Source organism: Hymenobacter sp. UYP22, from assembly GCF_040547285.1.
Taxonomy (GTDB): Bacteria; Bacteroidota; Bacteroidia; order Cytophagales; family Hymenobacteraceae; genus Hymenobacter.
This window is the reverse complement of record NZ_JBEPPK010000001.1, coordinates 746,995-772,327: the sequence shown is the minus strand read 5'-3', so window position 1 is coordinate 772,327 and position 25,333 is coordinate 746,995. Positions and strand designations below refer to the sequence as shown.

The following is a 25,333-nucleotide window of genomic DNA, read 5'->3' as shown; positions in this document are numbered from 1 at the left end:
AGCTTGCCGAAGCATCTCTACTGCTTCGCTGGAATTACTACTACTACGTCAGCACGCGAGATTCCTCGGCTTCACTCAGAATGACGTGTAGGCGGAGCGGTAGAGATGCTTCGGCAAGCTCAGCATGACGTCAAAGAGAACAAACTTCCTATCCATGTCCTTTCGCCCTTTCCTGCTTGCTGGTTTACTGGCTGCCTCGCTTACAACCCAGGCGCAAACCACCCCGGCCGCGCGGCCCATGTCGCAACGCATGGCCGATGCGTTTATCAGTTGGCACCCGGATTCCATCGTCATCGGCAACCGCAAAACGGCCCGCTGGGACTACGAGCAGGGGCTGATGCTGAAGGCGCTGGAGCGGGTATGGCAGCGCACCGGCGACGCCCGCTACTTCACCTACATCCAGCAGGACCTCGACCAGTTTGTACGCCCCGATGGTAGTATCCGCACCTACAAGCTGGAAGACTACAACCTCGACAACCTGACCACCGGCCACGTGCTGCTCACGCTCAGCCAGATGTCGGTGCCGCAGGTGGAGAAGTACCGGCTGGCGGCCCAGCAGCTGCGCAAGCAACTGAATGGGCAGCCGCGCACCAAGGCTGGGGGCTTCTGGCACAAGAAAGTGTACCCCAACCAGATGTGGCTGGACGGTCTGTATATGGCCGAGCCCTTCTACGCCGAGTACAGCCAAGTATTTAACCAGCCGGCCGGGTTTGACGACATTGCCAAGCAGTTTGCCCTGATTGAGCAGAACCTCACGGACCCCAAAACCGGCCTGCTCTACCATGGCTACGACGAAAGCCGGGAGCAGAAGTGGGCCAACAAAACCACCGGCCAGTCGCCCAACTTCTGGGACCGGGGCATAGGCTGGTATGCCATGGCCTTAGTGGACGTGCTCGACTATTTCCCCCAGAACCACCCGCAGCGCCAGCAACTCATCAAAGACGTGCAGCGCCTCGCGCCGGTGCTGGTGAAGTACCAGGGTGCCAGCACCGGCACCTGGGCGCTGGTGATGGACCAGGCCGCGCGCAAGGGCAACTACCAGGAGGCCTCGGGCAGCAGCATGTTTGTGTATTTCCTGCAGAAGGGCGTGCGCATGGGCTACCTCGATAAGAAGTACGCCGCCGCCGCCCGCAAGGGGTACGATGGGCTGCTGAAGCAATTTGTAGCCGAGGAAAGCGGTGCGCTGGCCTTCAACGGCACTGTAAGCGTGGGCGGCCTCGGCGGTAAGCCCTACCGCGACGGTAGCTTCGAGTACTACCTCACCGAGCCCCTGCGCAAAAACGATTTGAAAGGCGTGGGCCCGTTCATTCTAGCCAGCGTGGAGATGGAAACAGCCGCCAGCGCCGTGGGCTCGGGCAAAACCGTGGCCGTGGACAATTACTTCAACCACGAGCTGCGCAAAAGTGCCCTCAGCGGCCAGCAGGAAACCTGGCACTATACCTGGGACGACCGAACGCACGGCGGCTTCTACTTCTGGGGCCAGCAGTTCCGCGACCTGGGCGCGAAAACCGCCACCCTCAGCACCGCGCCCACGGCCGCCGCCCTGAAAGGTGTGGACGTGTTTATCATCGTGGACCCCGACACCAAAAAGGAAACGCCCAACCCCAATTTCGTGCAGCCCGCCGACGTGCAGGCCCTTACCAAGTGGGTGAAAGATGGTGGCACGTTGGTACTGATGGCCAATGACACCAGCAACTGCGAGATTCCGCGCTTCAACACGCTGGCTAAGGCATTCGGGATGGAGTTTCTGCCCCTGAACCTGAACATGGTGAAAGGCAGCGAATTTGAGCAGGGCCAGGTGAATATCCCGGCCGGCAACGCTGTCTTCAAAACCTCGAAATCAGCCTACATCAAGGAACTGGCTCCGCTGAAAGTGCAGGCTCCGGCCACACCGCTGGTGAGGATGGGCGAGCACACCGTCATTGCCACCGCCAAGGTGGGCAAGGGAACCGTGCTGGCTGTCGGTGACCCGTGGCTGTACAACGAGTACGTGGACGGCCGCAAGATTCCGGCCTCATTCGAGAACTACAACGCCGCCCACGACCTGGCGACCTGGCTGCTGCAACAGTCTGGCCGCAAATAGCGGCGTGCCCCGGGCCGGCTGCCTGGTGAGTGAGCCGCTGGCCCGGGTGCTGCCGCCCGTCATTCCGACCAACGGGAGGAATCTGAGGGGTTCGGCCAAGCCGATATGCCGCAGAGGCCGCCGGTTGGTTGGAATGACGGCTTTGGGCCTTCACTACAGCGTAGTAGCGCGAACTGTGTAGTTCGCGCCCCAGAACGATAACTGCCCCAACGAGGCGGGGACGCGAACAACACAGTTCGCGCTACTACGGCTGCCCGCTCCATAGCTCAGTAAACCTTGGGCTAGCGAATTAAATCACTTCCGCATGAAGTTTCGCCTGTTTCTGCTGGCGCTGTTGCTGCCGCTCATCACCCAAGCCCAATCGTCCATCTCAAAGGTGTGGGTGCCGGATTTGGGCAACGGTAGCTACAAAAACCCGGTGCTGTACGCCGACTACTCTGACCCTGATGTAGTGCGCGTGGGCTCGGATTACTACCTGACTTCCTCCAGCTTCAACAGCGCCCCCGGCCTGCAGATTCTGCACTCCCGCGACCTGGTGAACTGGACTATTATTGGGGCCGCATTCAGCCAGCAGCCCCCACTAGCCCGCTACAACCTGCCCCAGCACGGCAATGGCGTGTGGGCTCCGGCCATTCGCTACCACAACAAGGAGTTCTACATCTACTACCCCGACCCCGACCTGGGCTTGTTCGTGACCAAGGCCCGGAACCCGGCCGGGCCCTGGAGCGCGCCAATCTGCATCAAAGAAGCCAAGGGCTGGATTGACCCTTGCCCGCTTTGGGACGAAGATGGGCAGGCCTACCTGGTGCACGGTTTTGCCGGCTCCCGGGCGGGCTTCAAAAGCGTGCTAGCCGTGAGTCGTATGCGTGCTGACGGATTGAGTTTGGTAGGTGATGAAGTACTGGTGTTCGATGGCCACGACCAGCATCCGACCATCGAAGGCCCCAAGTTCTACAAGCGCCGCGGCTACTACTACATTTTCGCACCTGGCGGCGGCGTGAGTACCGGCTGGCAGGTAGTGTTGCGCTCCAAAAACGTGTTCGGCCCCTACGAAGACCGCATTGTCATGGCCCAGGGCAAAACGCCCGTAAATGGCCCGCACCAGGGCGCCTGGGTGGATACGCCGGACGGGAAAGAAGATTGGTTTCTGCATTTTCAGGACCAGGGCGCCTACGGCCGCGTGGTGCACCTGCAGCCCATGCAGTGGCGCAACGACTGGCCCGTCATTGGCGAAGACCCCGACGGTGACGGGGTGGGCCAGCCCGTACTGGTTCACCGCAAACCCGCCGTAAAAGGTCCGCCGCAACCCCTGGCTACGCCCGCTACCTCCGACGAGTTTAGCGGCGCCGCGCTGGGTTTGCAGTGGCAATGGCACGCCAATCCGCAGTTGGGCTGGGCGTTTCTGAGCCCGGCCTCCGGTACGTTGCGCCTCTACTCAGTACCGCTACCGGCTGATTACAAAAATCTGTGGCAGGTGCCCAATCTGCTGCTGCAAAAACTACCCGCCGAGCAGTTCATGGTCACTACCAAGCTCACCTTTGTCCCGCGTTTTGAGGGTGAAAGAGTGGGGTTGGTGATGATGGGACTGGATTACGCGTATTTGGCCGTTAGCAACCAGGGCGGACAACTGGTGCTGAACCAAGTAGTGTGCAAAGATGCCGACAAGCTCACCCCTGAAACGACGGGTCCAACCCAGCAGATTCCGGCCGGTCAACCCGTGTACCTGCGCGTAAGCGTGCAGAAGGGCGCCAAATGCCAGTTCAGCTACAGCCTCGACGGTCAGCAGTTTACCCCGGCAGGTACCGATTTTCAGGCCCGGGGAGGCAAATGGATAGGGGCTAAAGTAGGCTTGTTCTGTACCCGGGCTGGCAAAACCAACGACGCCGGCAGCGCCGACGTGGACTGGTTCCGGGTGGAGGCAGCGCAGTAAATTCGGAAACTGTCCTCCTACGCTTTACTCAGGAGGGGGCTTCCTACAGCTTCACCACTTCCGCCCGGGTGGAGCTGCGCACGATGAGCTCGGTGGGGATGCGTACGGTTTCGATGGGGAGGGCGCGGTGCTTGCGCTCAATCTGGTCGATGAGGCGCTCGGCGGCTACCTGCCCGATTTCCTGGGCGGGCTGCACTACGGTGCTCAGGGCCGGGTTCAGCAAATGGGCTACATTGAGGTTGGTGAAGCCAATGAGCGAGACATCCTCGGGGATGTGCAGGTCGCGCTGCCCCAAAGCCTGCAAACAACCTACGGCCAGACGGTCGGAGGCCGTGAAAAACGCATCGGGTGGGGTGTCCAGGCGCATCAGCTCGTCAATCATGGGGCCTACCTCATCGGGCCCGAATGTGCCGTAGCGGATCAGGTTTTCGTCGAACTCCACGCCGTACTTTTCCAGCGCCGCGCGGTAGCCGGCCAGGCGCTCCTGCGTGATGCTCAGCCAGGGCTGAATGGTAAGGTGGGCAATGCGGCGGCGGCCTTCTTTCAGCAGGTGCTCGGTGGCGGCAAAGGCTCCGCCGAAGTTATCGGCCACTACTTTGGTCACGTTCAGCTCACTGGAAACCCGGTCAAAGAGCACCAGCGGCACGTTTTTGTCCAGCACTTCCTGCAGGTGCTCTACGTCGGCGGTTTCGCTGCTGAGGGATATCAGCAAACCATCTACTTTCCGCGACATGGCCTGCTGCACGTTGGCCATTTCCCGCTCGTAGCTTTCCTGGCTCTGGAAGATGATAACGTGGTAGCCCCGGTTATAGGCAATGGCCTCGATACCGTTGATGGCCTGGGAGAAAAAGTAATTGGCAATCTGGGGCAGAATCACGCCAATGGCGCGGCTGGCGCTGCCTTTCAAACTCAGGGCAATGGGGTTGGGGCGGTAGTTGAGCCGCTCGGCGCACTCCATTACCCGGCGCTTGGTTTCGGCGTTGATTTCGTAGCTGCCCCGCAGTGCCCGCGACACGGTGGAGGTAGATATTCCCAGCTCCCGGGCAATGTCCTTGATGGTGTATGTTTCCACGAGATGGTGCGGGGCTAGGTAAATGGAATAGGGACGGAGAGTGGGTACTTACTAAAGTACAAGAATGTACCTGTTACCGGAAAGGTGCCCAACTGCCCGAAAAATAGGCATACTCGGCGAATAACCGGAATAACGACCCCGAAAAACTGCGGCGGTGACTGATTGGTCACGTTCCCGACATCGTTTGCACAAATTAATCAGGTCAATTTCTTCCTTTTCGCGGGGGCTTCCTGTAACCTTAATCAAGCCAACCGCTGACCGGCTTCAACCCCAACGCAGCCAGCTTCTTCAAAAAGTATACAACACTTCAGCGAAGAAGACCAGCGGCCTGACGTGAGAAGCACCACTGCCGGCCCGAGGCCTCGTCGGCGTCCCGCTTTTTCATTCGTGCTTACCCAAGTACCCAACCGGCTGCTTGCCCACATTCCCACTTCAATTCCCACACCACTACGTCATGAAAAAAAATCTACTGTTACTGGCGCCTCTTCTGGTGGCGACGGTGGCACCTGCCTGGGCGCAGCAGCGCCGCGTACAGGGGGTTGTTAAGTCGGAAAAGGGCGAAGCTTTGCCCGGCGTAACGGTGGTCGTTAAAGGCACCAACCTGGGAGCCTCTACCGACGGGGAAGGGCGCTTCAGCCTGGCCGTGCCCGACAATGCCACGCTGCGCTTTAGCTACATCGGCTTTTTGCCCTATGAGGTGGCAGTGGGCAGCAAAACTGACCTGACGGTAGCCCTGCAGGAGGACAGCAAAACGCTGGACGACGTGGTGGTAATCGGCTACCAGGCCGTGCAGCGCCGCGACGTGACGGGCTCGGTGTCGTCGGTGAGTGCTCAGCAGATCAAGGATATTCCGGTGAACTCCGCCGCTGAGGCCCTCACGGGGCGCCTGGCCGGGGTGCAGCTGACATCCTCGGAAGGTACGCCGGGCAACCAGGATGTGCGGGTACGGGTGCGGGGTGGGGGCTCAGTAACGCAGGATAACTCCCCGCTGTACGTGGTGGATGGCATCCAGATAGAAAACGCGCTGAACGTTATTGCCCCCCAGGATATAGCCTCCGTGGACGTGCTCAAGGACGCTTCGGCCACGGCTATTTACGGGGCCCGCGGTGCCAATGGCGTAGTGATTATCACCACCAAAAAAGGCATCGAAGGCAAAACCGTTATCAGCTACAACGGCTTTGCCGGTTTCCGCCGCATCAGCAACAAGCTGGGTGTGCTTAAACCCGCCGACTACCTGAACTACCAGTACGAGCGGGCGCAGCTGGCCGGCGCTACCGGCCAGGGCGGGCTTTCGGCGTTTGGCAAGCTGTTCGGCTCGCGCAACTACCTCAGCGACACACTCGACCGGGCCCGCCAGGCTCCGTTTATGGACTGGCAGGACGAGGTATTTGGGCGCGACGCCTTCCAGCAAACTCATAACCTGTCGGTGTCGGGTGGGGTGAAGGGTACTACCTACTCCCTGAGCCTGACGCGCAACGACGAGGACGGTATTCAGCGCGGCTCCGACTTCACCCGCAACCTGGTGAACTTCCGCTTTGATACCAAGCCCATGGACCGCCTGCGGGTGGGCCTGAACATGCGCTTCAACGACCAGACGGTGAACGGGGCGGGCACTTCTTCCTCGGGCTCCAGCGTGACCTCCCGCCTGCGCAACACGGTGCAGTATATGCCCTTAATGGTGCCCAACGCCACGGGCCAGGTGCTGGACCCCAACACCTTCGATGACGAGTTCTTCACGAACTCCAGCCTGGTAAACCCAGTGCTCACCATCGACAATGAGTACCGCCGCGACAAGCGCCGCACCTTCAACATCGGGGCCAACGCCTCGCTGGAGCTGACCAAGGGCCTGATGCTGAGCTCCATTGCCGGCTTTGATATCACCAACTCGGAGCTGGGTACTTTCAACGGCCGCTACTCGCCCACCATCCGGCAGGCGGCCGGTGGTTACCTCAGCCTGCCCTTTGCCACCATTACCTCGGCTACCCAAAGCACCCTCAACAACTCCAACACCCTGAGCTATAGCTGGGAAAAAGGCAAGCACCAGGTAGGGGTGCTGGTGGGCCAGGAAATCTACCAGCAGCAAACCAAGCAGCAGTTCATCCAAACCAACTTCCTGCCCCTGGACATCACCGCCGAGCGGGCCCTGGCCAACATCAACCAAGGCGTGCTGCCGACGGGCGTAACCTCCCAGCCCGTACTGCCTGGCACCAGCATCCCCACCGATTACCGCCTGCTCTCGGGCTTTGGTCGCCTCACGTACTCCTTCGACGATAAGTACCTGTTTACCGGTACGTTCCGGGCCGATGGCTCCTCCAAATTCCGGGAGGGCAACCGCTGGGGCTACTTCCCCGGGGCTTCGGTAGCCTGGCGCATTTCCAAGGAAGAATTCTTTAAATCGTTGACCACTGTTTCGGATTTGAAGCTGCGCCTGAGCTACGGGCAGGCCGGCAACAACCGCATCAACGACTTCCTCTACGACCAGCTGTACTCGGCCGGTAGCGCGCCGTACTTCCTCAACCACATTCAGGTGCTGGGCGCGGCGGCTACCACCCTGCCCAACCCCGACCTGAAGTGGGAAGTAACCACCTCCCGCGACCTGGGCGTAGACCTGGCCCTCTGGGACAACCGCGTGCAGTTCACCGGCGACGTGTATTACAACACCACCTCTGACCTGCTCATCAACCAGCCCATTCCGCCATTTTTGGGCTATACCTCCCAGCTGCGCAACATCGGTGAAACCTCCAACAAAGGCATTGAGCTGCAGCTGACGGGTACCATTTTCAACAAGCCTAACTTCAGCTGGACGGCCACGGCCAACGCCTCCCTGAACCGGGGCAAAATCGAAAGCCTGGGCTCGGGCCTGCAGGAAATTCCGGGTATTGCCTCGGGCTGGGCCGGCACGGCTCTCAACCGTGACTACGTGGCCCGGGTGGGCCGGCCGGTGGGGGAGATGTACGGCTACGTAACCGATGGTTTTCTGACGGCCAACGACTTTGAGAGCTACAACGCCACCACCCAAACCTGGACGCCGAAGAAGAATGCGCAGGGAGCCAATATTTTTCCGAATAACCTGGGCCTGATTGGCGAAACCGCCGCCCGGCCGGGCCTGATTAAGCTGAAAGACCTGAACAACGACGGTGTCATCAATGACCAGGACCAGACGGTAATCGGCAATGCCAACCCCAAGATTGCGGGCGGCCTGAACCAGCAGTTCACGTTCAAAAACTTCGATGCCAGCGTGTTCGTGAACTTCGTGCTGGGCAACGACATCTACAACGCCAACAAGATTGAGTTCACCTCCAACACGGCCAATACCGTGTTCAGCAACCTGCTGGATGTAATGGAGGACCGCTACAAGGTAATTGGCTCGGATGGGGCGCTGGTGACGGATTTGAACGCCCTGAACCAGCTCAACCAGAACGCCAACATCTGGACGCCCACCCGCAACTACTTCCTGCACTCCTGGGCCGTGGAGGATGGCTCCTTCCTACGCATCAACAACGTGACCTTGGGCTACACGCTGCCTAAAACGCTGACTACCCGCGCCCATGTGCAGCAGCTGCGCTTCTACGTGACGCTCAACAACCTGTACACCTTCACCAAATACTCGGGCTACGACCCGGAGGTGAACACGCGCCGCTCGTCCCCGCTCACGCCGGGCGTCGACTACGCCGCCTACCCGCGCAGCCGCGCCTTCCTGTTTGGCCTGAACCTCTCCCTCTAATTCCCACCCCCAGTTGATATGAAATCCGCACTTACTTTCCGGACTGCACTGGCCGGGCTGGCCTTAGCGGGCAGCGCCGGGGCCCTGGTTTCCTGCCAGGATTACCTGAACGTGGAGCCGGTGGCCCTCAATACTACGGCCTACACCTTCAGCACCGTGGCCGGGGCTACGGCCGCCGTAATCGGGGCCTACGACCCGCTCTCGGGTGACCAGAGCTACGGTACCCGCGTGAGCATGTACTTCCCCTACGACTCCGACGAGATGATTGGCTCCTCGGGGGCTTCCGACGGAGCCCGGCGCAGTATTGCCCGCTATAAGTCCTTAGCTACTAATACCGAAATTACCAACCCTTGGAACACCTTGTACCAAGGTGTGGAGCGGGCCAACATCTGCATCCAGCAGATTCCACAGATGGCCGCCTACAACAGCGGCCCGGCTGCCGATACGGCCGCCCTGCACCGCCTGCACGGCGAGGCGCTTACCCTGCGCGCTCAGTATTACCTGGAGCTGATTCGGAACTGGGGGGATGTGCCGGCGCAGTTTACGCCCTCGGTTTCGGGCCAGGATTTCAACCTGCCCAACGCCGACCGCAACGCCACGCTCACCAAACTCATTGCCGATTTGCTGCAGGCCGAAAAGCTGGTGCCCTGGCGCACGCGGGCCGGTGCGGCCAGTGAGCGAATTACGAAGGGAGCCGTGAAGGCCCTGCGGGCCCGCCTGGCCCTGTACCGGGCCGGCTACTCGCTGAAGGATGCCCAGATGACGCGCCCCAGCGACTACCTGGAGTATTACCGCATTGCCCGCGAGGAGTGCGCCGGTCTGCTGGCCAACCGCGGGGAGCACACGCTGAACGCCAGCTTCCTGGAGCTGTTCAAGAGCATCAACGAGCAGCGCCCCGAGGCCGCCAACGAAATCATGTTCCAGGTGGGCATGGGCGGCTCCACGGCCGTGTCGGACAGCAAGCTGGGTTACTACAACGGCCCTCGCCTGAATGCCTCGCCCATCTATGGCTCCACGCAGGGTGCCGTGACGGTGGTGCCCACCTACTTCTACGCCTTCGACTCCCTGGATTCCCGCCGCGACGTGACCATCACCACGTACAGCATCCCGGCTACCAACTTCCAGACCGGGGTGGCCCTGGGGGCTATTACCGACGGTAAATTTCGCCGCGACTGGCATAATCCTGCCATTCCGGGCACCGGCAACTACCTGGGTTACAACTGGCCCATCATCCGCTTTGCCGATGTGCTGCTGATGTTTGCTGAGGCTGAAAATGAGTTGAGCGGCCCCACCACGGCCGCCCAGAATGCCCTGCTGGAAGTGCGCACCCGCGGCTTCGGGGGCAACCGCACCCGCGCGTTGGCTGGCCTGGACCTGAGCTCAAAAGCCGGCTTCTTCAACGCTATTGTAAACGAGCGGTACCTGGAGTTCGGGGGAGAAGGCATCCGCAAGTATGATTTGCTACGCTGGAACCTGTTTGAAGCCAAGCTGGCCGAGGCCAAAGCCAACCTGCTGAAACTGGCCCTCAACCAGGCGCCGTACCAGACGGTGCCGCAGTACATGTATTTCCGCACGCCGGCCGCCGGCAACATCCAGTGGGCGCGCTCCTTCTACCGGCCTTCACCCGCGGCCACGCCCGCCGGTACTACCCGCGTAAACTGGCGCCAGGCTATTGATGCCGCCTACATTGCCAACACCCGGCCCACAGGTTCCTCGGCCACAGTAGGCACCACCACGGCCGCCAGCACCGGCACCGGCCTCGCCGCCGAGTACGTGCCCGGTCAGGGCAAGGAGCTTCTGCCCATCCCGCAAAGCACCCTGGCCGCCGACCCGGCACTCAAGCAGAATTTCGGCTACTAAACACGGCAGAACGTCATTCCGAGCATGTTGCGCTTGGAGCAAGGACGAGGAATCTCGCGTGCTGACGCTGTCCGACCTCACTAGCCCAGGGTTTAAACCCTGGGCTACGGAACGGCTGACGGCCGGATTACTGCAACCTCAGCACGCGAGATGCTTCGGCTGCGCCTCTGCATGACGTTCTTTTAACTCACCACAATTCACCCTCATCACCCACACCATGAACAACGAAACCTGGCTAACCGTGGGGGAAGGCGTGCAGCGGCAGGTACTGACCTACGGGCCGGACCTGATGCTGGTGAAAGTGCGCTTTGCAACGGGCGGCATCGGGGTGCGGCACCAGCACGTGCACAGCCAGATTACCTACGTGGAAAGTGGCGTGTTTCGGTGCACAGTGGGGGAGAAGGAAGTGGTATTGCGGGCCGGCGAAACATTTTGCGCCGCGCCCCTGGTGTGGCACGGCGTGGAGTGCCTGGAAGCCGGCGTGCTGCTGGATTCCTTCAGCCCGATGCGGGAAGATTTTGTGTAAACGCGGCGCTTGGCGCACCTAAGTATGAAACGAATACTGACTTTGCTGTTCCTGCTGGTGGGGGTTGGGGAAATGGGAATCTTATCGGCCCAAGCCCAGCAGGTAACGGTGGCCGCGGATGGTTCGGGCGAGTTCCGGACCATCCAGGCGGCCATCAACAGCCTCCCCGACGAGGCCAGCAAGCCCCGCACTATCTACATCAAAAACGGCACCTACCACGAGAAGGTGTACCTGGATAACAAGCAGAACCTCACCCTGAAAGGCCAGAGCGAAAAGGGTGTGGTGCTGACCTACAGCCAGGCCCGTGACGCCTGGCGCTGCGACCCGGCCGGCAGTACCGACGACTGGGGCGCGGCCACGCTGAATATGCGCAACTCGCCCGACATCACCCTGGAAAACCTGACGGTGCTGAATCCCTACGGCTTCGAGGCTGCCGGCGACGTGCTGATTCCCTGCCCGCAGGAAGCCAGCGGCCAGCGTAAAGTGAGCAAAACCGGCCACCAGTTTGCCCTGCGCACTATGCCCGGTACCACCCGCCTCACCGTGAAGCACTGCACCTTCCGGGCCCTGGGCGGCGACACCGTAAGCCCTTGGGATATGGACGCGGGCGTATACTATTTCAAAGACTGCACCATGGAAGGCGGGGTAGATTTCTACTGCCCCCGGGGCTGGGCCTACGCCGAAAACTGCCGGTTTATCTGCCACAACCCCAATGCCGCCATCTGGCACGATGGCACCGGGGAGGAGGACCAGAAAACAGTGCTGAAAAACTGTCGTTTCGAGGGCGACCCGAACTTCAAGCTGGGCCGCTTCCACCGGGAGTCCCAGTTCTACCTGCTCAACTGCAGCTTCTCCAAAGAAATGGCCGATGCTGACATTTACTGGGCCCAGTCGGGGCCTGGGGCCAAGCAATGGGGCCGCCGCGTGTACTACTCCAACTGCCACCGCGACGGTGGCGACTACGCTTGGTTCAAGGATAATCTGAGCACGGCCAAAGGCAGCCCCAAAGCCAAGCAAATCACCGCCGACTGGACGTTTGGGGGCCGCTGGTACCCAAAGTCGAAGAAGCCCGCCACGGTAGCCCTGAAGCCTTCTAACCTGAACAAGGACCTGTTTACGGCGCTGCCCCGGCAAACCATTGTATCGGCCGAAACCAGCACGGCGGCTCCGCTGCCCGTGGTAGCGGCCGGAGCCGTGGCCCCCGCCACGCCAGTGCGGGATTCGGTGGCCGAGCGGATGCTGGTGTACCAGCGCGCAGTAGGCGGCTGGCCCAAAATGGTGAACGACGTGAAGGTGAAGTACGACCACCCGCTGACGGCCGCTGAGCGGGCCGCCGCCCGGGCCGCCACCCCGAAGTCGGATGCCACCATTGACAATGAGGCTACCACCCGCGAAATCCGCCACTTAATCGCCACTTTCCGCAGTACCCAGAACCCGGCCTACAAAGCCGCCGCCGAGAAAGGCATCCGCTACCTGCTGCAGATGCAGTACCCCAACGGCGGCTTCCCCCAATACTACCCCGACTTGGGCAGCTACCGCCACCTGATTACCTACAACGACGACGCCATGGTGCGGGCCCTGCTGGTGCTGCGCGACGTGGCCCGGGGTGCCAACGGCTTCTCGGTGCTGGATGCCTCCCTGGTGGAGCCCGCCAAACAGGCCGTAGCCCGGGGCATCGACTGCATCCTGAAAACCCAATACGTACAGAACGGCCAGCTCACGGCTTGGTGCGCCCAACACGACGAGAAAACCCTGCTGCCGGCCAAGGCCCGCGCGTTTGAGCTGGCCTCCCTGAGCGGCATGGAAACCGTGAACATCGTGCGGTTTCTGATGGACACGGAGAACCCCACGCCCGCCATCAAAAAGTCGATTGAAGCCGCCATGACCTGGTTGCAAGCCGTGAAACTCACGGGCTACGCCATCAAAGACGTGCCTGACCCCAAGCTGCCGAAGGGCTACGACCGGGTAATAGTGCCCGAAGCCGGCTCCACCATCTGGGCCCGCTTCTACGACCTCACCACCAACCAGCCCATCTACGTGGGCCGTGACTCCCAGCCACACGCCGCGCTGGCTGACATTGAATATGAGCGCCGCACTGGCTATGCCTACGCCGGCGTGTGGCCCGAAAAACTGCTCAGCCGCGACTATCCGCGCTGGCAACAAAAATGGAACCCTGCGGCTCCCGCCGCGCCCAAGCAATAACGGTTTTTCTCATGCCGCAACTATCCACCCAACTACTTTCCCAGGCGCCCACCGGGAAGGTGAGTTTCCCCTCTGCTGAGCTGCTGGCTCTGCCCGAAAAGGTGCTGCAATTTGGCACTGGCGTGCTACTGCGCGGCCTGCCCGATTACCTCATCGACAAAGCCAACCGCCAGGGCATCTTCAAGGGCCGCATTGTGGTGGTGAAGAGCACCGACGGCGGCGACATCGACGCCTTCCGCCGCCAGGACGGGTTGTACACGCTCGGCATCCGGGGTATTGAAGACGGCCAAGAGGTATCCGAAAATGTGGTGTGCTCGGCTATCAGTCGGGTGCTGTCGGCCAAAAGCCAGTGGGCCGAGGTGCTGGCCTGTGCCACCAACCCCGAGCTGACGGTGGTTATTTCCAATACCACGGAAGTCGGCATCCAACTCGTTTCGGACGACATTACCCAGTGGCCGCCCCAGTCGTTTCCCGGCAAGCTGCTGGCGTTTCTGCTGGCCCGCTACCGCGCGTTTTCGGGGGATAAATCCAAAGGCCTAGTGATTGTGCCCACCGAGCTGATTCCGGATAACGGTACTAAGCTGGAAAGCATTCTGCTGGAGCAGGCCCACCGCAACGGCCTCGACGCGGAGTTTATCGACTGGCTGGAAACCGCCAACCAGGTGTGCAACTCCCTGGTGGACCGCATTGTGCCCGGCCGCCCCGATGCCGGCACCCAGGCTACTTTAGAGGCTGAGCTGGGCTACGAAGACGAGCTGCTGACCATGTCGGAGGTGTACACGCTGTGGGCCATTGAGGGTGATGCGCGGGTGAAAAGCGTGCTGAGCTTCGAGCAGGCCGACGCCGGCGTAATCGTGCAACCCGACATTAATTTGTTTCGGGAGCTGAAGCTGCGCCTGCTCAACGGGACCCACACGCTCAGCTGCGGGCTGGCCTTCCTGGCCGGTTTGCCTACGGTGCGCGAGGCCATGGACGATGCCGATGTAACCAGCTTCATCCACAACCTTATGCTGGGGGATTTATTGCCGGGCATTCCCTACGCCGTGGACGAAAAAGTTGGCCAGCGCTTCGGCATGCAGGTGCTGGACCGGTTCCGCAACCCGGCCATTGAGCACCGTTGGTTATCCATCAGCATGAACTACACAGCTAAGCTGCAGATGCGCAACGTGCCTTCGCTGCTGCACTACTACCGTAAGCTGCGCGCCGTGCCGCACTACATGGCTCTGGGGTTTGCTGCCTACCTGCGCTTTATGCGCGCCGAGCGGGAGGAACAAGGCGTGTGGTACGGGGAGGTAAACGGCCAGGAATATCCCATTCAGGACGAAAAAGCCAGTTACTATGCCGGCCTCTGGCAGCGCCTGGAACCCGCCGAGCTGACGCGCACCGTGCTGCACAACCAAGCCCTCTGGGGCCACGACCTGCTAGCCCTGCCCGGATTTGCCGACTGCGTAACCCGTTACCTGGAGCAGCTGTTGGAACAAGGCGCCCGCGCCACCGTAGCTCAGGCCCTCAACCGCAAAGTGGTAGTGGGCTAACAGCTTACACTGCCTCGAATTCTTGACCTAAATACTAATAGCCTCCGCTATTAGCCCCGAATATGAAGCACCTGGTAGCCAAAATTCACCCCGACGATAATGTGCTGGTTGCCCTCCAGGATTTGCCCATCGGCACGCCCGTAACCTGGGAAGGCACCACCGTTACCACTACCGCCAAAATACCCGCCAAGCACAAGCTGGCCCTGCAGTTCCTGGCTCCCGGCGACCCGGTGCACATGTATGGCGTGCTGGTAGGCAAAGCCGCCGCGGCCATTGAGGTAGGCGGGCTGCTCACTACCAGCAACATTCGCCACGCCACCGACAGCTACGACGAGCACCAGCAGCGCCGCCTGGAGTGGCCCGTGCCCGACGTAAGCCAGTGGCAGGAGCGCACTTTCCGGGGGTACCACCGCGCCGATGGCAGCGTGGGTACGGCCAACTACTGGCTGGTAATTCCGCTAGTGTTCTGTGAGAACCGCAACATTCAGGTGCTGGAAGAAGCCCTGGTGAATGACCTGGGCTATGCCCGCCGCAAAAGCTACCAGCCCCAAACCCAGGAGCTTATTTCGTTGCTGCAGGCCGGTAAATCGGTGGAGGAAATTCTGGCCACCGACCTGCACTCCGCCGAAAACGGCCAGCACAAACCCCGCCTGTTCCCCAACGTGGACGGCATCCGTTTCCTGACCCACGAGGGCGGCTGTGGTGGTATCCGGCAAGATGCCCAAACTCTGTGCGGGCTGCTGGCCGGCTACATCACCCACCCCAACGTGGCCGGTGCCACGGTGCTCAGCCTGGGTTGCCAGAACGCGCAGGTGAGCATGCTGCAGGATGAAATCAACAAGCGCAGCCCCAACGGTTTCCAGAAGCCGCTCTACATTCTGGAGCAGCAGAAAATTGGCACCGAGGAAGCGTTGGTCAGCACGGCCCTGCGCCAGACGTTTGCCGGCCTGATGCTGGCCAACCAGCAAACCCGTCAGCCGGCCCCGCTCAGCAAGCTCTGCATCGGGCTGGAATGCGGCGGGTCTGATGGCTTCTCCGGTATTTCGGCCAACCCTGCTGTGGGCCACGTTTCTGATTTACTGGTGGCCCTGGGCGGCTCCGTCATCCTGGCCGAATTTCCGGAGTTGTGCGGGGTAGAGCAGGAACTGGTGGACCGCTCGGTGGATACGGCCACGGCCGAGCGGTTCAGCTCCCTTATGAAAGCCTACGGCGACTCCGCAGTGGCGGTAGGCTCGGGCTTTGATATGAACCCCTCGCCCGGTAACATCCGCGACGGGTTGATTACCGACGCCATGAAATCGGCCGGAGCAGCGCGTAAGGGTGGTTCCTCGCCGGTAGTGGCCGTGCTCGATTACCCCGAACCCGTAACCCAGCCCGGCCTCAACCTGCTCTGCACCCCCGGCAACGACGTGGAATCAACGACGGCGGAAGTAGGCTCGGGCGCAACGGTGGTGCTATTTACCACCGGCCTGGGCACGCCCACCGGCAACCCCATTGCCCCAGTGGTCAAAATCAGCAGCAACACGGCCCTGGCCCAGCGCATGCCCGATATCATCGACCTGAACACCGGCACCGTCATCGACGGGGAAGAGACCATTGAACAAGCCGGCGCCCGCATCCTCGACTACGTGGTGCGCGTGGCCAGCGGGGAGGAAGTAGCCGCCGTACGCCACGGCCAAACCGACTTTATTCCGTGGAAACGCGGGGTTTCGCTGTAAACAAGACCGTATGACAGCCCTCAGAACGTCATACAGAGCGCAGCGAAGCATCTCGCGTGCTGATACCAGAATGACTGTAGAGACGCGACACTTCGCATCTCGGCGCCAGACCAACTAGGACCGTGCACCTTATACAACCTCAGCAACGACGAGACGCGAAGTGTCGCGTCTCTACAGCCAGGCAATTACCCCAACCTACCACCCGACTACCGGCATCGTTTGCGTAGAAAAACTTGCCTGATGCCGCTAAAAACTGCCCGTTCTGGTTTCAGTCCGAATACCTTTACCAATCCCGCCACCCACCATTTTGCGGGTCCCGCCTACTTCATTCGAATTGATTATGAAGCCCTTCCTCAACGACGATTTTCTGCTGCAAACCGCCACGGCCCGCACGCTCTACCACGAGTATGCCCAGCAGATGCCCATCATCGACTACCATAACCACCTGCTGCCCGACCAGATTGCCGAGGATAAGCAGTTTGAAACGATTACCCAGGTGTGGCTCTACGGCGACCATTACAAGTGGCGGGCCATGCGCACCAACGGCATTCCGGAGCGCTACATCACCGGCGACGCTTCGGATTGGGAGAAGTTTGAGAAGTGGGCCGAAACCGTGCCCCAAACCGTGCGCAACCCGCTCTACCACTGGACGCACCTGGAGCTGCAGCGCTACTTCGGCGTAACGGAGCTGCTGAACCCCGGCAGTGCCCGCCGCATTTTCGACCAGTGCAACGCCCTGCTGCAAACCCCCGAGTACTCGGTGCGCAACCTGCTGCGCAAGATGAACGTGGAGGCCCTCTGCACCACCGACGACCCCGCCGATTCCCTGGAGCACCACCGCGCCCTGCAGGCTAGCAACTTCGAGATTCAGGTGCTGCCTACGTTCCGGCCCGATAAAGCCATGGCCGTGGAGGATGCCGCCAGCTACAATGCCTACCTGGATAAGCTGGGCCAGTCGGCGGCCGTGGATATCCAAACATACCACGACTTAGTAACGGCCCTGCGCCTGCGCCACGACTACTTTGCCGCCCTGGGCTGCCGCCTCTCCGACCACGGCCTGGAGCAGATTTACGCCGCGCCCTATACTGATTCGGAAATCAACGACATCTTTCTGAAAATCCGGGGTGGCGCGGAGTTGACGGAAGGGGAGGTACTGCAGTTCAAATCGGCCGCGCTGGTTTTACTGGCGGAAATGGACTGGGAAAAGGGCTGGACCCAGCAGTTTCACCTGGGCGCCCTGCGCAACAACAACGCCCGCATGCTGCGCCAGCTCGGCCCCGATACTGGCTGGGACTCCATCGGTGACTTCGCCCAGGGCCGGGCGCTGTCCAGCTTCCTGAATCGGCTGGATTCGCAGGATAAGCTGGCTAAAACCATCCTCTACAACCTCAACCCTGCCGACAACGAGCTGATGGCTACGATGGTGGGCAACTTCAACGACGGCTCGGTGGCGGGTAAAGTGCAGTTTGGTTCTGGTTGGTGGTTCCTCGACCAAAAGGACGGCATGGAAAAGCAAATTAACGCCTTGAGCAACATGGGCCTGCTAAGCCGCTTTGTGGGCATGCTCACCGATTCGCGCAGCTTCCTCTCGTACCCCCGCCACGAGTATTTCCGCCGGGTGCTCTGCAACCTTTTCGGGAATGACGTGGAGAATGGAGAGCTGCCCGCTGACATGGAACTGCTGGGCGGCATTGTGCAGAACATTTGCTACGGCAACGCCAAGGCTTATTTTGGCTTCCAGAAAGTAACTGCAGAGGTTGCTATAGCTGCTGTATAGCCAGAAAGCAGGCATAAAACTGCTCGGCTAAATAAAGTGCAAGCGTTTTTATCAACTCACCACAATCGATTGTGTAAGCAAAAGCCAACTAGCTATTGCTGCCACCCATGTCGTCACCGGAAAGTTATTGCCTAATGAAGCAAGTTGTCACCTTTGGTGAGATTATGATGCGGTTGTCGCCCCCGCAGTACCAGCGGTTGTCGCAGGCCGCCTCCCTGGATATCACCTATGGTGGGGGAGATGCCAACGTGGCGGCTGGGCTGGCCTACCTGGGCGTGCCAGCGGCTCATGCCGGCTGCTTCCCGGATACGGCTGTGGGCCACGCGGCTGCCCAGCATTTTCAGCACCACGGGGTAGATATGCAGCACTGCGTGTTCCGGGGGCAACGGCTGGGGCTGTATTTCCTGGAAGTAGGGGCTTCGCTACGAGCCAGCCGCATCGTGTACGACCGGTACGACTCGGCCTTTGCCAATCTGCAGCCCGAGTGGTTCAACTGGGACGCGGTGTTCCAAAATGCCCAGTGGCTGCACTGGACGGGCATCACGCCCGCTATTTCGGCCACGGCGGCACAGGCTACAAAAGAAGCCATTGCCGCTGCCCGTCGCCTGGGCCTCACCGTGTCGGCCGACGTGAACTACCGCCGCAACTTGTGGCAGTACGGCCAACGTGCTCAGGATGTGATGCCCGAACTGGTAGCTGGCTGCGACCTGGTCGTGTGCACCGAGGGCGACGCCGAGGATTTGTTTGGCATCAAGCCCGAGGCTGGGGCCGAGAACAGCTTCGTGTCGATGAGCCAGCAGCTGATGGCGCGGTTTCCGCAGATTCAGCAGGTTATTGCCACTCGCCGCAATACGCAAAGCGCCTCTCACGAGCGAATTCGGGGTATTGCCTACAGTGGTGGCAAGTACTTCGAAACTGAGGACTTCGATATCAACCCCGTGGTGGACCGCATTGGGGGCGGCGACTCCTTCATTTCCGGCTTCATTTACGGCCAACTGAATTACCCCACGGTGCAGCAGGCCCTCACGTTTGCCACCGCCGCCTCGGCCCTCAAGCACACCATCCCCGGCGACATTAACCTGGTAACTGCCGCCGAGGTGGAGCACATTGTCGCCGGCAACACTACCGGCCGCTTGCTGCGGTAGGAGTTTGGTTTTTGGTAGGTGGGTTTTGGCTGGTTCGGCTGAAAGCAGAAACCCAAGAAGCCAAAAACCAAAAACCAGTAACTAAAAACCACCATATGCCCCGTTTCTCCTCCGACCATATATTCGAAACCGTGCTGCGCTACCCAGTGGTGCCGGTGTTCTTCCACGCCGATGCCGCTCATGCCAAGCAGATTCTGAATGCGTGCTATGCTGGCGGACTGCGGGTGTTTGAGTTTACCAACCGCGGCGCCAATGCCTTCGAGGTTTTCTCGGAGCTGGTAGCGCACGTGCAGGCTAACTGCCCCGATATGGTGCTGGGCATTGGTACTATTTACACGGCGGAGGACGCGGAACGCTTTATTCAGGCTGGAGCCGACTTTGTAGTGCAGCCTTGCCTTACGGAGGAGGTGGCCGAGGTCTGCCGCCGCCACAATACGCCCTGGCTGCCCGGCACCATGACGGTTTCAGAAGTGTACCAGGCGACTCGGTTGGGTGCGGCCGTGGTGAAAATCTTCCCCGGCAATGTTCTCGGGCCGGGCTTTATCAAGAGCCTGCGCGGCCCCATGCCTACCGTGCCCCTGATGGTAACCGGGGGCGTGGAGCCCACTGAGGACAGCCTGCGCGAGTGGTTTGGGGCCGGGGTAAACGTGGTAGGCATGGGCTCCCAGCTGTTCAAAAACCCCAATGATACCGAGGCCCTGAGTCGGCAGATTGCCGCGCTACTGGCCTTTGCCCAAACCGCCGTGTCACCGCTGCCATCCTGAGTCACTGTCATCCTGAGCTTGCGAAGGACCTTATCACCTGAGAACGAGTTGTTGTGCCGTGATAAGGTCCTTCGCAAGCTCAGGATGACCGGGCCAAATATTCTGACCGGGCCGAATGTCCCGACAATGCCGGTTGCCCCAACAACCAGCCGCCCATTTCCCACTTTCCCAGTATCAGCCCCCGAATTCCCATGAGCGCCATGATACAGACTTCTGCCGCCGCGCCCCCGGCCGCTGCGCCGGCCACCGGCCTCGGCCGGTACCGCTGGACGATTTGCGGGCTGGTATTCTTTGCCACTACCGTTAACTACCTCGACCGGGCCGTTATTTCCCTGCTCAAGCCCTACCTCGAAACGGAGTTTAAGTGGAACGCGGGCGACTACGCCAACATCGAAATTGCCTTTAAGCTGGCGTATTCGCTGGGCATGCTGGGCGTGGGCCGCATCATTGACAAGCTCGGGACTAAAATCGGCTACGCACTGTCGACGCTGCTGTGGAGCCTAGCCGCCATTGGGCATGCCTTCGTGAGCAGCACTATTGGCTTCTCGGTGGCGCGGGCGTTTTTGGGCGTTACGGAGGCTGGCAACTTCCCGGCCGCCATCAAAACTACCGCCGAGTGGTTTCCGCAGAAGGAGCGGGCCCTAGCCACCGGCATCTTCAACTCGGGCTCCAACGTGGGGGCCATTATTGCCCCGCTCACGGTGCCGCTCATAGCCGAAACCATCGGGTGGAAGTGGGCCTTCGTGATTACCGGGGCGCTGGGGTTTGTATGGCTGGCTTTGTGGTTCTGGCTGTATGAGGTGCCCGCCCGCCAGGCTCGCCTCACCCAGGCCGAGTTCGATTACATCCACAGCGACGTGGACGACCAGGCTGCGGCCGCCATTACCACCGAGCCCAAGGTATCGTGGTTTAAGCTGCTTACCTTCCGCCAAACCTGGGCCTTTGTGCTGGGCAAATTTCTAACCGACCCGGTGTGGTGGTTTTACCTGTTCTGGCTGCCTGATTTCCTCAGTAAGCAATATGGACTTAAGGGCACCGATATTGCCTTGCCCGTGGCCATGGTGTACATGCTCTCGAGTGTGGGCAGCGTGGGCGGCGGCTGGATTCCGCTCAACTTTATTAAGCGCGGCTGGGCCCCGTTCCGGGCCCGCAAAACCAGCATGCTGCTTATTGCCCTGTGCGTGTTCCCGATTGTGTTTGCCCAGCAGCTGGGGCAGGTGAATATGTGGCTGGCAGTGCTGGTTATCGGGGTTGCGGCGGCCGCTCACCAGGCCTGGAGCGCCAACATCTTCACCACCGTATCGGATATGTTTCCGAAGAAAGCCGTGGCCTCGGTTACGGGTATCGGGGGTATGGCCGGGGGCTTCGGGGGCATTGTGTTGTCGGCCCTGGTGCAGAAGCGCATGTTTGTGTACTACGAAAGCATTGGGCAGCTGGATAAAGCCTATTTCATCATGTTCTGGATTTGCGGGGCGGCTTACCTGCTGGCCTGGGTGCTGATGCACTTTCTGGCCCCCCGCATGAAGCGCATTGACCTCGACGCGGCCCCAGCGGCCTAATTCTTCTTCCTTTCTGAGCTATGAAAAAGCTGTTGTTACTGCTGGCCCTGCTTGGGCTGGCCGGGCCGTTCCATGCCTTCGCCCAGGCTTCCAAAAAAGACCAGGCCGCTGCTAAGGAAGTGGAAATGCTGGAGCGCCAGCGCTTCGAGGCCCAGGTAAAAAAGGACTACGCCGTGCTGGAAAAGGTGTTTGCCGACGACTTGGTATATACCCACTCCAACGGCAAGCAGAACAACAAGCAGGAGTACATCCAGAGCATCCGGGACGGCAAAAGTCAGTACGACAAGATTGAAGTAGAAGCCCTGACTGTGCGTGCTTACAACGACGGCCGCACCGCTGTGGTCAACGGTACCATTACCATCACCCTGCCCAACAAACCCGATGGCACGCCCAACCTAGCCCACCTCAAGTATGTGGTGGTGCAGGTGAAGGACGCTAAAAAGGGCTGGCAGGTAGTGCTCTGGCAAAGCCAGAAACAGCCTGACGCGAAGAGCTGAGGCGGGACCTCACCCCCCGGCCCCCTCTCCTTGGGGTGAGGGTGGAGCCATTCACGTAGCTACCACCTGATAAGTAGCGCTTCCATGTTTTAAGAACAAGCATCATATGCTTAGTACCATGCTCGTCAGGCTCTCCCTCTCCCCAAGGAGAGGGGGCCGGGGGGTGAGGTAACACATTTTCCCGCATGAATATTTCTACCGAAAACACCATTGCCCAGCCGGTGGGCACCACCCTGGAGCGCTACATCATGCGCAAGCAGGCCGAGTTTCAGTTTGCCACCGGCGAGCTAAGCCAACTGCTGCGCGACATTGCCCTGGCCGGTAAAATCGTGAACCGGGAGGTAAACCGGGCGGGCCTCACCAGCATCATCGGGGCCATGGGCCAGCAGAACGTGCAGGGTGAGGCTCAGCAGAAACTGGATGTGGAAGCCAATATCCGCTTTATCCGGGCCCTTACCAATGGGGGCGAGGCCTGCGCCGTGCTCAGCGAGGAAGAGGATGACATCATTCATACCGGCAATTGCCAGGGCAAGTACGTGGTGGCCATTGACCCCCTGGACGGCTCCAGCAACATCGACGTCAATATCAGCATCGGTACCATCTTCAGTATTTACCGCCGCGTGACGCCGGTAGGAGAGCCAGCCACCGCCGCCGACTTTCTGCAGGGCGGGCGGCGGCAGGTGGCAGCGGGCTACATTCTGTACGGCTCCAGCACCATGCTGGTGTACACCACCGGCCACGGGGTGGCGGGCTTCACCTATGAGCAGTCGTTGGGCGAGTTTTTCCTGTCTCACCCCAGCATCACCATTCCAGCCAGCGGCACCGTGTTCAGCTGCAACGAAGGCTACTGGTTCGACTACCCCGAGTACGTGCGGGAGTACCTGACGGAGTGCAAGCGCCAGGGCCAGAGCGGGCGCTACGTGGGCTCCCTGGTGGCTGATTATCACCGCAACCTGCTCACGGGCGGCATCTACTTGTATCCGCCCACTGGCAAAAACCCCAGCGGCAAGCTGCGGGTGCTGTACGAAGGCTTTCCGCTGGCCTATTTAATTGAGCAAGCTGGAGGCCGGGCCGAAACTGGGACCGGGGCAGTACTCGACATTGAGCCTGCCGATTTTCATCAGCGTACCCCGCTGTTCGTGGGCTCCCCAGAGCTGGTGGGCCGGCTGTTGGCACCGTTAACAGGGGCTGCTGCCCTTACCCCGGCCGAACAAAGTGCCCAGCAACCGGCTTCTAGCGTGCAGCCGGCCGCATAGCGCCCGGATTCGTATACCTTGCCGGTGGCGAGCCAGGCTGCCCTTCTGCGCAGTGCTGGCTTGCCGTTGCAACCCCACACTTTCTCCCCATGGCAAAAATTGTTTCTCCGCAGGTTGAGTTTGCCTCCCTGCTGCAACAAACCAAAAGCGTAACGCCCGAAATCTTCACGGCCGATGGCACCGGCTACCTGAACCTGCTGGAAGGCCGCTGGCAGGAGCCCGGCACGCCCCGCCCGTTCATTTCGCCCATTGATGGCAGTGAGATAGGCAGTCTGCCCATACTCAGCCGGGAAGTAGCTTTGCGCGCCGTCCAGTCCGCCAAAAAAGAAGCCGCCGACTGGGCCCGCGTGGACCTGGATGAGCGTAAGCGCCGGGTGCAGGACTGCCTTAACCAGTTGCGCGACAACGTGGAGCTCATTGGCAAGCTGCTGATGTGGGAAATCGGCAAAACCTACAAGCTGGGCTTCACCGACATTGACCGTGCCATTGAGGGCGTGCAGTGGTACGTGGACAACATCGAAAGCATGCTGGGCCAGCGCAAGCCCCTGGGCCTGGTGAGCAACATTGCCTCCTGGAACTACCCCATGTCGGTGCTGCTGCACGCGGTGCTGGTGCAAGCCCTGTGCGGCAACGCTGTTATTGCCAAAACGCCCACCGATGGTGGGTTTATTTCCCTGAGCCTGACCTTCGCCATTGCCCGCCGTTGTGGCCTACCCGTTACGCTGGTGAGCGGCTCGGGCGGGGAGTTGAGTGACGTGCTGGTGAAAAACGAGGCTGTGGATTGCCTCAGCTTTGTGGGGGGGCGCTACAACGGCCGCAACATTGCCGATGCCCTCTCGCAGGAGCACAAGCGCTACATGCTGGAAATGGAAGGCGTGAACACCTACGGCATCTGGAATTTCAGTGACTGGGACGGCCTCTCCGACCAGCTCAAAAAGGGCTACGACTACGGCAAGCAGCGCTGCACCGCCTACGTGCGCTTCGTGGTGGAGCGGCGGCTGTTCCCACAATTCGTGGAAACCTACTGGAACACCATCCGCAGCCTGAAAGTGGGCAACCCCACGCTGGTTGACTCCGCCGACGATAAGCTGCCGGATCTGGCGTTTGGCCCCGTTATCAACAAAGCCCAAGCCGAAGACCTGGACCGCCTCTACGCCGACGCGCTGAAAACCGGTGCTACGCCCATTTATGAGGGTAAGCTGGATGAGAGCCTGTTCCTGCCCGGCCAGGATATGTCGGCTTACCGGGCCCCTCGGGCCCTGGTAAATCTGCCGCGCCAGAGTGAGTTGTACTTCAAGGAGCCCTTCGGCCCCATCGACAGCATTGTGCTGGTAGACCGGGTGGAGGAGCTGGTGGGCGAAATGAACATCAGCAACGGCGCCCTGGTAGGTGCCCTGGCTTCGGATGATGAAAAGTGGGCCACTCGGACGGCTAAGGAGGTGCGCGCCTTCAAAATGGGCATCAACAAGCTCCGTTCCCGCGGCGACCGGGAAGAGGTATTCGGGGGCCTCGGCGAATCCTGGAAAGGCGCGTTTGTGGGCGGCGCGCTGCTGGTGGAAGCCGTAACCGAGGGCGAGAAGCCCATTCTGGGCAACTTTCAGGAAGCTACCCTGCTGCCCGAGAAAATATAAGTTCCTGCTACCTTCACGCAACAGGCAACGCCCTTCTTCCTACTACGGGGGAAG

The 25,333-nt window shown here is 60.6% G+C and carries 16 protein-coding genes; 15 read left to right on the top strand and 1 reads right to left on the bottom strand.

Features of this window, described 5'->3' with window-relative positions; translation table 11 throughout:
* Positions 1-154 precede the first annotated feature (154 nt).
* Both ABIB60_RS03335 and ABIB60_RS03330 read left to right on the top strand, forming a co-directional pair.
* Entirely contained in the window at positions 155-2,083 is a 1,929-nt protein-coding gene (locus tag ABIB60_RS03335; RefSeq protein WP_354577734.1) for a DUF4350 domain-containing protein, read from the top strand.
* Between the two features lie 304 nt (positions 2,084-2,387).
* Positions 2,388-4,013 (top strand): glycoside hydrolase family 43 protein, encoded by a 1,626-nt coding sequence (locus tag ABIB60_RS03330; protein ID WP_354577733.1) that lies wholly within the window; start codon positions 2,388-2,390, stop codon positions 4,011-4,013.
* Between the two features lie 43 nt (positions 4,014-4,056).
* On the opposite strand, the gene ABIB60_RS03325 is transcribed toward ABIB60_RS03330, so the two are convergent.
* Complete coding sequence (locus ABIB60_RS03325; protein ID WP_354577731.1) at positions 4,057-5,085, bottom strand: LacI family DNA-binding transcriptional regulator; 1,029 nt, start codon at positions 5,083-5,085, stop codon at positions 4,057-4,059.
* Positions 5,086-5,539: 454 nt separating this feature from the next.
* Between ABIB60_RS03325 and ABIB60_RS03320 the strand changes: the two genes are divergently transcribed.
* The 13 genes from ABIB60_RS03320 to ABIB60_RS03260 all read left to right on the top strand — a co-directional run bounded on the left by ABIB60_RS03320 (position 5,540) and on the right by ABIB60_RS03260 (position 25,279).
* Positions 5,540-8,809, top strand: a complete 3,270-nt coding sequence (locus tag ABIB60_RS03320; RefSeq protein ID WP_354577729.1) for a SusC/RagA family TonB-linked outer membrane protein — start codon at positions 5,540-5,542, stop codon at positions 8,807-8,809.
* An 18-nt stretch (positions 8,810-8,827) separates the two neighbouring features.
* Complete coding sequence (locus tag ABIB60_RS03315) at positions 8,828-10,669, top strand: RagB/SusD family nutrient uptake outer membrane protein (protein WP_354577727.1); 1,842 nt, start codon at positions 8,828-8,830, stop codon at positions 10,667-10,669.
* 217 nt (positions 10,670-10,886) lie between these two features.
* On the top strand, positions 10,887-11,195 hold the full coding sequence (locus ABIB60_RS03310; protein WP_354577725.1) for a cupin domain-containing protein: 309 nt from the start codon (positions 10,887-10,889) through the stop codon (positions 11,193-11,195).
* Between the two features lie 24 nt (positions 11,196-11,219).
* Positions 11,220-13,397, top strand: a complete 2,178-nt coding sequence (gene pelA, locus ABIB60_RS03305; RefSeq protein WP_354577724.1) for a pectate lyase — start codon at positions 11,220-11,222, stop codon at positions 13,395-13,397.
* 11 nt (positions 13,398-13,408) lie between these two features.
* Entirely contained in the window at positions 13,409-14,932 is a 1,524-nt protein-coding gene (locus ABIB60_RS03300; RefSeq protein ID WP_354577722.1) for a tagaturonate reductase, read from the top strand.
* Between the two features lie 62 nt (positions 14,933-14,994).
* Positions 14,995-16,650, top strand: a complete 1,656-nt coding sequence (locus tag ABIB60_RS03295) for a UxaA family hydrolase (protein WP_354577721.1) — start codon at positions 14,995-14,997, stop codon at positions 16,648-16,650.
* A gap of 340 nt (positions 16,651-16,990) precedes the next feature.
* Complete coding sequence (gene uxaC / locus ABIB60_RS03290; RefSeq protein ID WP_354577720.1) at positions 16,991-18,427, top strand: glucuronate isomerase; 1,437 nt, start codon at positions 16,991-16,993, stop codon at positions 18,425-18,427.
* Positions 18,428-18,561: 134 nt separating this feature from the next.
* A complete protein-coding gene (locus ABIB60_RS03285; protein WP_354577719.1) occupies positions 18,562-19,572 on the top strand; it encodes a PfkB family carbohydrate kinase in 1,011 nt (336 codons plus the stop codon).
* Positions 19,573-19,667: 95 nt separating this feature from the next.
* Entirely contained in the window at positions 19,668-20,336 is a 669-nt protein-coding gene (locus ABIB60_RS03280; RefSeq protein ID WP_354577718.1) for a beta/alpha barrel domain-containing protein, read from the top strand.
* A gap of 200 nt (positions 20,337-20,536) precedes the next feature.
* Positions 20,537-21,895, top strand: coding sequence for an MFS transporter (locus ABIB60_RS03275; protein ID WP_354577716.1), 1,359 nt, complete (start codon positions 20,537-20,539; stop codon positions 21,893-21,895).
* A 20-nt stretch (positions 21,896-21,915) separates the two neighbouring features.
* Positions 21,916-22,392, top strand: a complete 477-nt coding sequence (locus ABIB60_RS03270) for a nuclear transport factor 2 family protein (protein WP_354577715.1) — start codon at positions 21,916-21,918, stop codon at positions 22,390-22,392.
* Between the two features lie 185 nt (positions 22,393-22,577).
* The gene (gene fbp, locus ABIB60_RS03265; RefSeq protein ID WP_354577713.1) at positions 22,578-23,648 is read left to right on the top strand and encodes a class 1 fructose-bisphosphatase; all 1,071 of its coding nucleotides are present in this window, start codon (positions 22,578-22,580) and stop codon (positions 23,646-23,648) included.
* A gap of 89 nt (positions 23,649-23,737) precedes the next feature.
* The gene (locus tag ABIB60_RS03260; RefSeq protein ID WP_354577712.1) at positions 23,738-25,279 is read left to right on the top strand and encodes an aldehyde dehydrogenase family protein; all 1,542 of its coding nucleotides are present in this window, start codon (positions 23,738-23,740) and stop codon (positions 25,277-25,279) included.
* Positions 25,280-25,333 lie beyond the last annotated feature (54 nt).

What these genes read in the sequence shown, in the direction of transcription:
- pelA (WP_354577724.1), top strand. Translation starts at nt 11,220, where the DNA reads ATGAAACGAATACTGACTTTGCTGTTCCTGCTGGTGGGGGTTGGGGAA.
- ABIB60_RS03295 (WP_354577721.1), top strand. Translation starts at nt 14,995, where the DNA reads ATGAAGCACCTGGTAGCCAAAATTCACCCCGACGATAATGTGCTGGTT.
- ABIB60_RS03320 (WP_354577729.1), top strand. Translation starts at nt 5,540, where the DNA reads ATGAAAAAAAATCTACTGTTACTGGCGCCTCTTCTGGTGGCGACGGTG.
- ABIB60_RS03310 (WP_354577725.1), top strand. Translation starts at nt 10,887, where the DNA reads ATGAACAACGAAACCTGGCTAACCGTGGGGGAAGGCGTGCAGCGGCAG.
- ABIB60_RS03330 (WP_354577733.1), top strand. Translation starts at nt 2,388, where the DNA reads ATGAAGTTTCGCCTGTTTCTGCTGGCGCTGTTGCTGCCGCTCATCACC.
- ABIB60_RS03285 (WP_354577719.1), top strand. Translation starts at nt 18,562, where the DNA reads ATGAAGCAAGTTGTCACCTTTGGTGAGATTATGATGCGGTTGTCGCCC.
- ABIB60_RS03275 (WP_354577716.1), top strand. Translation starts at nt 20,537, where the DNA reads ATGATACAGACTTCTGCCGCCGCGCCCCCGGCCGCTGCGCCGGCCACC.
- fbp (WP_354577713.1), top strand. Translation starts at nt 22,578, where the DNA reads ATGAATATTTCTACCGAAAACACCATTGCCCAGCCGGTGGGCACCACC.
- ABIB60_RS03300 (WP_354577722.1), top strand. Translation starts at nt 13,409, where the DNA reads ATGCCGCAACTATCCACCCAACTACTTTCCCAGGCGCCCACCGGGAAG.
- ABIB60_RS03270 (WP_354577715.1), top strand. Translation starts at nt 21,916, where the DNA reads ATGAAAAAGCTGTTGTTACTGCTGGCCCTGCTTGGGCTGGCCGGGCCG.
- ABIB60_RS03280 (WP_354577718.1), top strand. Translation starts at nt 19,668, where the DNA reads ATGCCCCGTTTCTCCTCCGACCATATATTCGAAACCGTGCTGCGCTAC.
- ABIB60_RS03315 (WP_354577727.1), top strand. Translation starts at nt 8,828, where the DNA reads ATGAAATCCGCACTTACTTTCCGGACTGCACTGGCCGGGCTGGCCTTA.
- ABIB60_RS03260 (WP_354577712.1), top strand. Translation starts at nt 23,738, where the DNA reads ATGGCAAAAATTGTTTCTCCGCAGGTTGAGTTTGCCTCCCTGCTGCAA.
- uxaC (WP_354577720.1), top strand. Translation starts at nt 16,991, where the DNA reads ATGAAGCCCTTCCTCAACGACGATTTTCTGCTGCAAACCGCCACGGCC.
- ABIB60_RS03335 (WP_354577734.1), top strand. Translation starts at nt 155, where the DNA reads ATGTCCTTTCGCCCTTTCCTGCTTGCTGGTTTACTGGCTGCCTCGCTT.